11 protein-coding genes are annotated in these 12188 nt (G+C 72.2%); 10 read left to right on the top strand and 1 reads right to left on the bottom strand.

What is annotated here, in order from left to right; all coding sequences use genetic code 11:
- Window positions 1–13: 13 nt before the first annotated feature.
- From ASF49_RS04370 to ASF49_RS04355, 4 genes are read left to right on the top strand one after another with little or no spacing between them, the layout of a single operon-like run.
- Entirely contained in the window at window positions 14–619 is a 606-nt protein-coding gene (locus tag ASF49_RS04370) for a fumarate hydratase C-terminal domain-containing protein (protein ID WP_056468355.1), read from the top strand.
- Window positions 619–2349, top strand: a complete 1731-nt coding sequence (locus ASF49_RS04365; RefSeq protein WP_056468352.1) for an L-aspartate oxidase — start codon at window positions 619–621, stop codon at window positions 2347–2349. The genes ASF49_RS04370 and ASF49_RS04365 overlap by 1 nt, the downstream gene beginning before the upstream one ends.
- 39 nt (window positions 2350–2388) lie before the next feature.
- The gene (locus ASF49_RS04360) at window positions 2389–4029 is read left to right on the top strand and encodes a thiamine pyrophosphate-binding protein (RefSeq protein ID WP_056468349.1); all 1641 of its coding nucleotides are present in this window, start codon (window positions 2389–2391) and stop codon (window positions 4027–4029) included.
- A gap of 41 nt (window positions 4030–4070) precedes the next feature.
- Window positions 4071–5087, top strand: a complete 1017-nt coding sequence (locus ASF49_RS04355; protein ID WP_056468345.1) for an ABC transporter substrate-binding protein — start codon at window positions 4071–4073, stop codon at window positions 5085–5087.
- 17 nt (window positions 5088–5104) lie between these two features.
- Here ASF49_RS04355 and ASF49_RS04350 read toward each other — a convergent pair whose 3' ends face one another.
- On the bottom strand, window positions 5105–5848 hold the full coding sequence (locus tag ASF49_RS04350; RefSeq protein WP_056468342.1) for a sulfite exporter TauE/SafE family protein: 744 nt from the start codon (window positions 5846–5848) through the stop codon (window positions 5105–5107).
- 292 nt (window positions 5849–6140) lie between these two features.
- On the opposite strand from ASF49_RS04350, the gene ASF49_RS04345 reads away from it, so the two are divergent.
- The 6 genes from ASF49_RS04345 to ASF49_RS04320 all read left to right on the top strand — a co-directional run bounded on the left by ASF49_RS04345 (window position 6141) and on the right by ASF49_RS04320 (window position 12185).
- Window positions 6141–6458 (top strand): UxaA family hydrolase, encoded by a 318-nt coding sequence (locus ASF49_RS04345; protein ID WP_056468338.1) that lies wholly within the window; start codon window positions 6141–6143, stop codon window positions 6456–6458.
- Window positions 6459–6483: 25 nt separating this feature from the next.
- Window positions 6484–7746: a UxaA family hydrolase gene (locus ASF49_RS04340; protein ID WP_156652845.1), complete on the top strand. Its 1263-nt coding sequence runs from the start codon at window positions 6484–6486 to the stop codon at window positions 7744–7746.
- 149 nt (window positions 7747–7895) lie between these two features.
- On the top strand, window positions 7896–9266 hold the full coding sequence (locus ASF49_RS04335) for a cation:dicarboxylate symporter family transporter (protein ID WP_056468331.1): 1371 nt from the start codon (window positions 7896–7898) through the stop codon (window positions 9264–9266).
- Window positions 9267–9388: 122 nt separating this feature from the next.
- Window positions 9389–10303, top strand: a complete 915-nt coding sequence (locus tag ASF49_RS04330; RefSeq protein WP_056468655.1) for an NAD(P)-dependent oxidoreductase — start codon at window positions 9389–9391, stop codon at window positions 10301–10303.
- Window positions 10304–10305: 2 nt separating this feature from the next.
- Entirely contained in the window at window positions 10306–11301 is a 996-nt protein-coding gene (locus tag ASF49_RS04325) for an Ldh family oxidoreductase (RefSeq protein WP_056468328.1), read from the top strand.
- A 155-nt stretch (window positions 11302–11456) separates the two neighbouring features.
- Window positions 11457–12185, top strand: a complete 729-nt coding sequence (locus ASF49_RS04320; RefSeq protein WP_056468653.1) for a GntR family transcriptional regulator — start codon at window positions 11457–11459, stop codon at window positions 12183–12185.
- Window positions 12186–12188: the final 3 nt, after the last annotated feature.

Genomic DNA, 12188 nt, shown 5'->3' with positions numbered 1-12188 from the left:
GAGGGCTCGCGCCATGCACCACATCCTCGACATGCCGATCGCCGAAGCGCAGGCGCGCGCCCTGCGCATCGGCGACACCGTGACCTTGCGCAGGACCCTGTTCGGCATCCGGGACGCGACCCTGATCCACATGTTCGACCGGGAGCGCCGGACGCATCTCGACCTCGCCGGCCACGCGGTGATCCACACCGCGCCCAACGTCCACCGGGTGCCGGTCTCGGCCGAGGCTCCCGTCGGCTACGCGCCGTTCTGCATCGGCACCACCACCTCCATGCGGATGGAGCGCTTCACCGATGCGCTGATGCGGCGCGAGGGCGTCCGCCTCATCGTCGGCAAGGGTGGCATGGGACCAAAGACCCTCGAAGCCTTCGCCGAGCGGGGCGGCGCCTACCTCGCCATCGTGGGCGGTGCGGCCGCCCTGGAGACGACCTGGATCGAGCGGATCGACGACATCGACCTCGACGACCTCCATCCCGAGAGCTTGTGGAAGTTCGCGATCCGCGACTTCGGCCCCCTGCTCGTCGGCATGGATTCCCATGAGGGCTCGCTCTTCGCCGAGGTCCAGCGCGACGTCGCCAGCCGGCGCGACGCCATCATCCAGAGCCTGGGAGCCGCCTGATGCGGACCGACCTCGCAGCGATCGAGACCGACATCCTCATCCTGGGCTCCGGGGGCGCCGGGCTGTTCGCGGCGCTCCACGCCAAGAAGACCGCGCCGGACCTCGACGTCACCGTCGCGGTGAAGGGGCTGCTCGGCAAATGCGGCTGCACCCGCATGGTCCAGGGCGGCTACAACGTCGCCCTCGCCCCGGGCGATTCGGTCGAGCGCCACTTCATGGACACGATCGAGGGCGGCAAGTGGCTCAACGACCAGGAGCTGGCCTGGACCCTGGTCACGGAAGCGCAGGTCCGCATCCGCGAACTCGAGACCGAGCTCGGCTGCTTCTTCGACCGCAACCCCGACGGCAGCGTCCACCAGAAGGCCTTCGCGGGGCAGACCTTCGACCGGACCGTGCACAAGGGCGACCTCACCGGCATCGAGATCATCAATCGCCTCTCCGAGCAGGTCTGGCGCCGGGACGTCCGGCGCCTGGAGGACCACCGCGCCCTCGAGCTGGTCCCGGCCGCCGACGGCTCCGGCCTCGCCGGCGTCCTGATGCTCGACATGCGCACCGGCGTGCCCGTGCTGGTGCGGGCCAAGGCGACGCTGCTCGCCACGGGCGGCGGCCCGACCATGTACAAGTTCCACACGCCGTCCGGCGACAAGACCTGCGACGGCCTCGCCATGGCGCTGCGCGCCGGGCTCCCCTTGCGCGACATGGAGATGGTGCAGTTCCATCCCACCGGGCTGCTGGCGGGCGCCGGCACCCGGATGACCGGAACGGTGCTGGAGGAGGGCCTGCGGGGTGCGGGCGGCTACCTGCTCGATGCCTCGGGCGAGCGCTTCATGCACCATTACGACCCGCGCGCGGAGCGGGCGACCCGCGACGTGGTGAGCCGCTCGATCATGCAGCGCATCCGTGACGGCCAGTCCAGCCCGAACGGCGGCGTCTACATCCAGATGAGCCACCTCGGCCCCGCCGACGTCGCCGCCAAGTTCAAGGGCATGGTCGAGCGCTGCGCCGATTGCGGCTTCGACCTCGCCGGGGGCCTGGTCGAGGTGATCCCCACCGCCCATTACATGATGGGCGGGGTCGCCTTCCGCCCGGGCTGCGGCACCGAGCTTCCGCGCCTCTACGCGGCGGGCGAGGATACCGGCGGGGTGCACGGCGCCAACCGCCTCGGCGGCAACGGCGTCGCCAACTCGACGGTGTTCGGGGGCCTGGCCGGTGCCGCCATGGCCCGCCAGGTCCGGGGCGTGACCCATCGGGCCGAGCCCGATCCCCACGTCGTCGAGGCGGGGCTCGCCCGCGCCTACGGTCCCCTCGGGCGTCGGGCCGGCGACCTGGAGGCCATTCGCGAAGCCCTCTACGCCACCATGTGGGACGATGTCGGCATCCTGCGCGACGCGGCCGGCCTGGCCCGGGCCGGCGACCGCCTCGACGGCCTCGCCGCCGCGGTCGCGGAGGCCGGCATCCCCGACGGCGACCGCCGCTACAACCTGACCTGGATGGACCGGCTCAACCTCGAGAACCTCGTCCTCGTCAGCCAGTCGATCCGCGCCGCCGCCCTGGCCCGTACCGACAGCCGCGGGGCGCATTTCCGGGAGGATTTCCCCGAGGCCTCGGATCTCGCCACCTCGCGCTACACCGTGGTGCGCCAGGGCGGAAACGGGCTCGACGTCACCCTGGAGCCCGTCGCCTTCACCCATGTGCGCCCCGGCGCCTCCCTGCTCGACGCGGCGGCCTGAGGCCGCGCCCCCGCCCGACGGATCGCCGAGAGAGACGCCATGGACCAGTCCCGGGGCCGGCCGCGCGGAGCCGACATCGTCGTCGAGACGCTGGAGCGCCTCGGCGTCACCCGCATCTTCACCCTGTCGGGCAACCACATCATGCCGGTCTTCGACGCCCTCCTGGGCACGGACATCGCGGTGGTGCATGTCCGCCAGGAGGCGGCCTGCGTCCACATGGCCGATGCCTGGGGGCGCCTGACCGGCGAGGTCGGCGTGGCCCTGGTCACCGGCGGCCAGGGGCAGACCAACGGCGCCGCCGCCCTGTTCACGGCGCTCGCGGCCGAAAGCCCCGTCCTCCTCCTCTCGGGCCATGCCGGCCTGTCGGAGCTCGGGCGCGGCGCCTTCCAGGAACTCGCCCAGGCCGACATCGCCCGGCCGATGACCAAGGCCTCCTGGACGGTCGCCTCCGTCGAGACGCTCGCCGACGACATCGCCCGGGCCGTGCGGATCGCCCGCGAGGGCCGGCCCGGCCCCGTCCATCTCAGCCTGCCGGTCGATCTCCTGGAAGCGCCGGCCGCGGCCGCCCCGTCGACCCCTCCCGAGGCCACGATCCGGATCGGCGAGCCCGCGGTCGGTCTCGTCGCGGCGGTGGCGGCCGAACTCGGCCGGGCGCAGCGCCCCCTGATCCTGTGCGGCCCGGCCGCCTGCGGCGCCGAGGGCCGCGCGCGGATGGCCGCGCTGGAGGCGGCCTCCGGCGTCCCGGTCCTCGGCATGGAGAGCCCGCGCGGCCTCAACGATCCGAGCCTGGGCGCCTTCGCCGAGGTGCTGGCGCAGGCCGATTGCCTCGTGCTCGTCGGAAAGCCCCTCGACTTCACCCTGAAGTTCGGCGACGCGCCCGCGGTGGCGCCGGCCTGCCGCTTCGTCGTCGTCGACCCCGACCCGGCGCTCGCCGCGCGGGTCGATCCGGCCCGCCTCGCCGTCTCGGGCACCGCCGACGCGCTGCCCACCCTCGCCGCCCTGGCCCGCCACCCGGGCGCGCGTCGCCCCGTCGGCCGGCCGGACTGGCACGCCGCCGTGCGGGCGGCCGTGGCCTACCGGCCCCCGGACTGGGACGACCGGCGCGGCGCGGAGGGCCGCCTCCACCCGGTGGAGCTGTGCCGCGGCGTCGCCGCCTTCCTCGACCGGCACCCCGGCGGCACGCTGATCTGCGACGGCGGCGAGATCGGGCAATGGCCGCAGGCCCTGGTGCCGGCCTCCCGGCGCCTCATCAACGGGGTCTCGGGCACCATCGGGGCATCCCTGCCCTTCGCCCTGGCGGCCCGGCTCCACGACCCGGCGGGGCCCGTGGTGGCGGTCCTGGGGGACGGCACCTTCGGCTTCCACATGGCCGAGTTCGACACGGCCGTGCGCTACGGCCTGCCCTTCGTCGCGGTGGTGGGCAACGATGCCCGCTGGAACGCCGAGTACCAGATCCAGCTGCGCCAGTACGGCGCGGACCGGGCGCGCCACTGCGACCTCCTGAGCTCGCGCTACGATCGCGTCGCGACGGCGCTCGGCGGCCACGGCGCCCTGGTCACCCGGGCCGAGGACCTGCCCCAGGCCCTGGAGGAGGCCCATGCGAGCGGCCTGCCGGCCTGCCTGAACGTGCTCATCGAGAGCGTGCCCGCCCCCGTGATCCGCCGGCCGAAGGCGGGCTGACCGCGCCACCCCCATCACCGTTCCGACCGAGGGAGGTACACATGCGCCGACGCGAGGTTCTGGCCCGGGGGCTGCTCGGCGCGGGCCTGCCCCTCCTCGCCGGGCTGCGGCCGGCGCGCGCCGAGGTGCAGGAGGTCAGCATCGCCCGCCAGCCGAGCCTGGGGCACCTGCCGCTGATGATCATGGAGGAGCAGGGCCTGCTCCGGAAGCACGCCGCCGCGAAGGGCCTGCCGAACCTCGGCGCCCGCTTCGTCACCCTGGCGGGCGGGGCGGCCATGAACGACGCGCTCCTGTCCGGCTCGGTCCAGTTCGTGGCCGGCGGCGTGCCGCCCCTCGTCCTGCTCTGGTCGAAGACCGACGGGACCGGCATGGCGGTGAAGGGGGTGGCGGCGATGAACGCCATGCCGCTCCTCATGAACACCAACGCGGACCGCATCCGGTCGCTCGGCGACTTCACCGACCGGGACAAGATCGCGCTGCCCGCCGTCAAGGTCTCGGTTCAGGCCATGGTCCTGCAGATGGCGGCCGAGAAGGAGCTCGGGGAAGCCCGTCGCAACGACCTCGACCGCCTGACCGTGACCCTGTCGCACCCGGACGGCATGGCCGCGCTCCTGGCGGGCCAGGAGGTGAGCGCACATTTCACCGCCGCGCCGATCCAGGAACTGGAGCTGCGCAGGCCCGGCATCCGCACGATCCTCAACAGCTTCGACGTGCTCGGCGGGCCCGCGACCTTCAACGTGGTCTGGGCCTCCGCCGCCTTCGTGGAGACCAATCCAGGCGTCCACGCCGCCTTCACGGCGGCCCTGGAGGAGGCCGTGGCCGCCATCGCGGCCGATCCGAAGGCGGCCGCGATGGCCTATGCTCGCCTCGCCCGCGACGGGTCGGATGTGGGCCTGATCGCGTCGATCCTCGCCTCGCCCCAGGTCGCCTTCACGACGACGCCCCAGGCGATCCTGCGCTACGTCGACTTCATGGCGCGCACGAGGGCGATCCGGCGCGGGGCCAGGGACTGGCGGGAGCTGTTCTTCGCCAACGTCCACGCCAAATCCGGCAGCTGATCCCGGGGGCCGGTGCCTCAGTGCAGCAGGCCGGGAAGCGCCAGGGCGGTCGTGGTCAGCCCGATGGCGGCCAGGAGTGCCAGGACGAGGGAGCGGAACCGGCGCTGGTCGATCCTGGCGAAGAGCGACAGCCCGACGAGGACGCTGACCAGCACGATGGGGAGCCCGAGGGCGAGGTCGCCCATCAGCTCGGGCGGGAAGGGATTGAACAGCGCCAGGATCGCCAGGGACCAGACCTGCAGCACCAGGGTGAAGCTCTGGTAGACCGCCCGCTGCATGCGCGGCTCCCAGCCGCGCACCAGGCTCCAGGCGGTGGGAAGCGCGCCCGACAGCCCCGCGATGCCTCCCAGGATGCCCCCGAGGAAACCGACGGCGCCGTCGCTCCAGGCATTGCCGAACGACACCCGGTAGTCGCTGCGCAGCAGCGACACCCCCGCGCTGTAGAGGATCAGGAACAGCCCGATCAGCACCTTCACCAGCTCGGGGTTGAGGTCCTTGAGGAGGTAGATCCCGATCGGCGCGCCGAGCAGGCCCGGGCCGATCATCGCCAGGGCCGTCGCCCGCGGCGGCAGGGTCCGCAGCCGCATCACCGACAGGGCCTGCGAGAGGATGCTGCAGGTGAGAACCAGTGCGGTCGCCTCGATGGGTGCCCGGACCGACAGCAGGGTGCCGGAGGCCACCAGGGCGAAGGCGAAGCCCGTCAGGCCGGAGATGAGGCCCGCGCAGGCGAGGCACAGGACGATCTGGAGGGTCTCGCTCACGTGCGTCTCGGTCTCCGAAGGATCGTCGGGGGCGTCCCCGCGCGGGCGGTTCGCGCCGTGGCCGGGATGCCGTGGATCCTTGTCTTATATAAGATTCATGACCATTCAAGCGAGGGACGCCCCGGGCCAGGAAAACCACGCCGGTCCGCCTTCGAAACTCGGCAAATGAGGCATCGGGGGCGCCACGTCGGCCATCCATCGCGCAATCCTGGTTGACGCCGAAAATTATGCTGTCTTATATAAGACTCAGTCGCCGCAAAGAGCCGACGGCTTCACCAAGGAGGATCCCGGAATGAGCAGCCACGCCGGATCGGGTGAGGGGCGGACGAAGCCGCACCTTCTCGCCCACAGCCCGCTGGACAACGTCGCCGTCGCCGTCATTGAAGGGCTCGGCGCCGACACCGACGCGTTCGGCGTCATCACCGAGAACGATTCGACCTTCGCGGTCCATGTCCGCCACGACATCCCGATCGGCCACAAGGTGGCGCTCGCCGACCTGAAGGCGGGCGATACGGCCATCAAGTACGGCCAGGACATCGGCAAGATCATCAAGGACGTCGCCAAGGGCGAACACGTCCACGTCCAGAACCTCAAGACGAAGCGCTGGTGAGGTCGCGATGCCCGGAGAGTCCATCATGAACGCCCCCGAGACCACCTCCCCCTTCGTCGGCGGAGCCCCCGACCAGTTCGCCTCCCGCGCCCTCGGCTCCGCCCGGCCCTCGGCGGACATCGAGGCCGCCACCTTCATGGGTTGGCGCCGCGAGAACGGCCGCGTCGGCGTGCGCAACCACGTCGTCCTCCTGCCGCTGGACGACCTCTCGAACGCCTCCTGCGAGGCGGTCGCCAACAACGTGAAGGGCACCATGGCCCTGCCCCACGCCTACGGCCGCCTGCAGTTCGGCGAGGATCTCGAGCTCCACTTCCGCACCCTGATCGGCATCGGCTCGAACCCGAACGTCGCCGCCGTGGTGGTCATCGGCATCGAGGACCAGTGGACCAACCGGATCGTCGAGGGCATCGCCAAGACCGGCAAGCCCGTGGTCGGCTTCGGCATCGAGGGACACGGCGACATCGCCACCATCGCCAAGGCGAGCTACCAGGCCAAGCGCTTCGTGCAGTGGGCCACCGAGCTCCCCCGCGAGGAATGCCCGATCTCGGACCTCTGGATCTCGACGAAGTGCGGCGAGTCCGACACCACCACCGGCCTGTCCTCCTGCCCCACCGTGGGCAACCTCTACGACAAGCTGATCCCGCAGGGGATCTACGGCGTGTTCGGCGAGACCTCGGAGATCACCGGCGCCGAGCATCTCTGCCGCGAGCGCGCCGCGACGCCCGAGATCGGCGACAAGTGGTTCGCCATGTGGAAGTCCTACCAGGACGACGTCATCGAGGCCCACAAGACCGACGACCTCTCGGATTCCCAGCCGACCAAGGGCAACATCCTCGGCGGCCTGAGCACCATCGAGGAGAAGGCGCTCGGCAACCTCGAGAAGATCGGTCACGATTGCCGCTACATCGACGCGCTGCAGCCGGCCGAGTCCCCCGCCAAGGGGCCGGGCCTGTACTACATGGACACCTCCTCGGCGGCGGCCGAGTGCGTGACCCTGATGGCGGCGGCGGGCTACGTGGTCCACACCTTCCCCACCGGCCAGGGCAACGTCATCGGCAACCCGATCGTCCCGGTGATCAAGATCACCGGCAACCCGCGCACGGTGCGCACCATGGGCGAGCACATCGACGTCGACGTCTCGGGCGTGCTCACCCGCGAGATGACCATCCCGCAGGCCGGCGACGCCCTGATCGACATGGTGGTGCGGACCGCGAACGGACGGCTCACGGCCGCCGAATCCCTCGGCCACCGCGAGTTCGTGATGACGAAGCTCTACCGGAGCGCCTGAACGGGGCGCAGCCTCTCCCGCCGCGTTCCGGCCCGGAACGCGGCGGCCTGCCCCGACGCCATCGGGGTTTTCGCGAAGGGATGAAGACCGCACAGCGGCACATCCCGTTCGAAGCGCGCGTGGGAGGAACGCCAATGCGACCGGCGCCAATGCGGTTCTTGCGATCGATCTACGGTCAGGTCCTGATCGGCATCGCCCTCGGCATCGTGGTGGGCGTGCTGGCCCCCGGCTTCGCCGTCGGCCTGAAGATCCTCGGCGACATGTTCATCAACCTGATCAAGATGGTCGTCGGACCGGTGATCTTCTGCACCGTGGTGGTCGGCATCGCGCATGTGGGCGACATGAAGAGCGTCGGGCGCATGGGCCTGAAGACCCTCGTGTATTTCGAGGTCTCGACCACCGTGGCGCTCGGCGCCGGCCTCCTCTTCGTCAACCTCCTGCGGCCGGGCGACGGCATCAATGCCACCATCGAGAGCCTGGACGCCAAGAGCGTCGCGGCGATCGCCGGCAAGGCCCATGCCCAGAGCGTGATGGAGATCATCGCCAACATCATCCCGCACAGCGCCGTCGACGCCTTCGCCAAGGGCGACCTCCTGCAGGTGATGTTCTTCTCCGTGCTGGTCGGGATGGGGCTCGCCGCCATGGGGCCGAAGGGGCAGTTTCCCCTCAAGGTCATCCATGCCTTCGGCGAGATCCTGATGAAGGTCGTCGGCATCATCATGCGCTTCGCGCCCATCGGCGCCTTCGGCGCCATGGCCTTCACCATCGGCAAGTTCGGCCTCGGCATCCTGGCCCAGTACGGGCTGCTGATCCTGTCCCTCTACCTGACCTTCTTCGTGTTCATCGTGCTGTTCCTGGGCGGAGTGATGCGGTTCTACGTGGGCTTGAGCCTGTGGAAGCTGTTCCTCTACGTCCGCGAGGAGATGTTCATCCTGCTCGGCACGACCAGCACGGAATCGGTCCTGCCGCGCCTGATGGCCAAGCTCGGCGGCCTCTCCGTCGAGAAGGGCGTCACCGGCCTGGTGATGCCGGCGGGCCTGTCCTTCAACATGGACGGCTCGTGCATCTACCTCACCATGGCGATCGGCTTCATCGCCCAGGCGCTCAACATCCCGCTCACCTGGGAGCAGGAGCTCGGGATCCTCGCCATCGCGCTGGTGACCTCGAAGGGGGTCGCGGGGGTCGCGGGCGCCATCCTGTTCGTCCTCGCCGCCACCCTGCAGGCGTCGCAGCTCCTGCCCGTGGCCGGCATCGCCCTGATCATCGGCGTCGACCGCATCCTCAACGAACTGCGCTGCATCACCAACGCCATCGGCAACATGGTGGCGACCCTGGTGATCGCCCGCTGGGAGGGCAAGATCGACCTCGCCCATGCCCGCGCCGTCCTCGACGGACGGATCCAGCCCGACCTCGACAGCCTCGACGAACCCGACGAGACGTTCGAGGACGCGCCCGCTCCCCCCACCGCCCCGAGCCCGGCCCGCCACCGGGCGATGCCCGCCGTGATCCCCGCCACCTGACGGGCCGCGTGCCTGAGAACCGGAGGCCCAGCCCCGTGACCGCATCAGACAGGACGACATCCCAGGCCCCGGCCTCTCCCGTCCGAACCGGACGTGCGCCGAAGGTCGTGATCGCCGAGTTCATGGACGAGGCCGCCATCGCGGCCGAACTCGGCGGGTTCGCCACGCTCTACGACCCGGCCCTGGTCGACCGGCCGGAGGACCTGCGGGCGGCGCTCGCCGACGCGGACGCCCTCGTGGTCCGCAACCGCACCCAGGTGAACGCGGCGCTCCTGGCCGCCGCCCCCGACCTCAAGGCGGTCGGGCGCCTCGGCGTCGGCCTCGACAACATCGACCTCGCCGCCTGCCGCGCCCGCGGCATCGCCGTCTATCCCGCCACCGGCGCCAACGACGTCGCGGTGGCGGAATACGTGATCGGCACCGCGATGCTGCTCCTGCGCGGCGCCTACGGCGCCACCGCCGCGGTGGCGGCCGGGACCTGGCCGCGCAACGCCCTGATGGGCCGGGAGATCTCGGGCAAGCGCCTCGGCCTCGTCGGCTTCGGCGCCATCGCCCGCGAGACCGCCCGCCGCGCCCTCGCCCTCGGGATGCGGGTCTCGGCCCACGACCCCTTCCTGCCGGCCGACGACCCGGCCTGGCGGCCCGAGGGGGGCACGGTCGCGCGCGCCGATCTCGACGCCCTCGTCGCCGGCAGCGACGTCCTGTCTCTGCACGTGCCGCTGACGCCCGAGACCCGCGGCATGATCGATGCGGGCGCGATCGCCCGGATGCCGGCCGGGGCGGTGCTGATCAACGCCGCGCGGGGCGAGGTGGTCGACGGCGCGGCCGTGGCGGCGGCTCTGCGCGCCGGGCACCTCGGCGGGGCCGCCCTCGACGTCTTCCCGCAGGAACCCCTCGATGCCGGCGCCGGCGCCTCCTTCCGCGACGTGCCCAACCTCATCCTGACGCCGCACATCGCCGGGGTGACCCGGGAATCGAACGTGCGCGTGTCCCGCGTCACGGCGCAGGCCGTGCGTCGCCACCTCTCCGAGGGCTGACCATGACCACCCTGAGCCTCGCCGCCGCCCACGCCCTCGTCACCGACGCCCTGGTCCGCTGCGGAACGCGGGCGCCCGCCGCCCGCAGCGTCGCCCGCGCCCTCGTGGGCGCCGAGGCCGACGGGCTGAAGGGCCACGGGCTCTCGCGGGTGGCCTCCTATGCGGCCCAGGTCCGGGCCGGCAAGGTGGTGGGCGACGCCGTGGTCGCGGTGACGCGGCCCCGGCCCGCCCTCCTCGCCGTCGACGCCGCCCACGGCTTCGCCTACCCGGCCCTCGACGCGGTGCTGGAGCAGCTTCCGGCCCTGGTCCGGGAGCAGGGCGTCGCGGCGGCCGGCATCCGGCGCTCGCACCATTGCGGCGCGGCCGGCCGGCCCGTCGAGGCCCTGGCCGAGGCCGGGCTCGTGGCGATCCTGCTGGCCAACACCCCCGCCGCCATGGCGCCCTGGGGCGGCTCCCGGGCGGTGTTCGGGACGAACCCCCTCGCCTTCGCCTGTCCCCTGCCCGGTCGCGCGCCCATCGTGGTCGACCTGTCCCTCTCAAAGGTGGCGCGCGGCCCGATCATGGCCGCCCGGCAGCGCGGCGAGGCCATCCCCGAGGGCTGGGCCCTCGACGCGGCCGGGCAGCCGACCACCGATCCGGCCGCGGCCCTCAAGGGCACCATGGTGCCGCTCGGCGACGCCAAGGGCACGGCGCTGGCCCTGATGGTGGAACTCCTCGCCGCCGGCCTGACCGGGGGCCGCTTCGCCGGCGAGGCGAGCTCGTTCCTCGACGCCGAGGGCGACCCGCCGGGCACCGGGCAACTCGTCATCGCCCTCGCGGCGGATGCCTTCGGCCCCGGGGCGCTGGCCCGGTTCGCGGAGCTCGCCGGGTCCATCGAGACGCAGGACGGGGCGCGCCTGCCGGGCGCGCGCCGCCTCGCCCTCCGGGCCCGGGCCGAGGCCGAGGGGCTCGGCCTCCCGGACGCCCTCGTGGCCGAGATCGAGGCGCTCGGGCGATGAAGGCCGACCTCCCGGGCGGAACCCGCCCCCGGCCGCCGGCCCTGCGGATCGACCGATTGCCCGGAGCGGGCCTCGGCCTTAACGAAGGACGGGACACCGTGCTGGGAAACCTCTCCTTTCCTCCTCCCACGCCCGGGGAGCAGCGGCGCACCGACATGGAACGCACAGGTGGGAATGCGGTGGGTTTCCGGCCCCTCTATCGGCAGGTCTACGACACGCTCCTGCGCCGCCTCGCCGATGCGGTCTGGCAGCCGGGCCAGATCCTGCCCAGCGAGGGCGTGCTGGCGGCCGAGCTCGGCGTCAGCCAGGGCACGGTCCGCAAGGCCCTCGACGCGCTGACCGCCGACAGCCTGCTGGTGCGCCGCCAGGGGCGCGGCACCTTCGTGGCCGAGCACGACGACAAGCAGAGCGTCTTCCGCTTCTTCAAGCTGCGCCCCGACGGGGCGGTGGCCGGCATCCCGACGAGCCGCGTCGTCTCGATCGCGGAGGCCGCGGCCACCCTCGACGAGCGCGACCGCCTCGCCCTCCTGCGCAATGCCCGGGTGGTGCGCCTGGAGCGGGTGCGCGCCCTCGACGGGCGGGTCTGCCTCGTGGAGACCATCGCCGTGCCGTCGAGCCTGTTCCCCGGCCTGGCGGCGATGGAGCTCCCGAACACGCTCTACAGCCTCTACGCGACCCGGTTCGGCATCACGATCGCCACCGCGCACGAGCGCCTGAAGGCCATCGCGCTCGCCCCCGACCGGGCCTCCCTGCTGGGTGTGCCGGCGGGCATCCCGGTCCTCGAGGTCGACCGCGTCGCCGTCGACCTCGAGGACCGGCCGGTGGAGTGGCGCCTGTCGACCTGCCTCACCGAGGACATCCACTACGCCTCCGTCCTGCGATGACCG

Origin of the sequence: Methylobacterium sp. Leaf104 (genome assembly GCF_001422885.1) — a bacterium.
Lineage (GTDB): Bacteria > Pseudomonadota > Alphaproteobacteria > Rhizobiales > Beijerinckiaceae > Methylobacterium.
The sequence above is the reverse complement of the archived record's forward strand: the minus strand, read 5'-3'. Positions and strand labels throughout refer to the sequence as shown.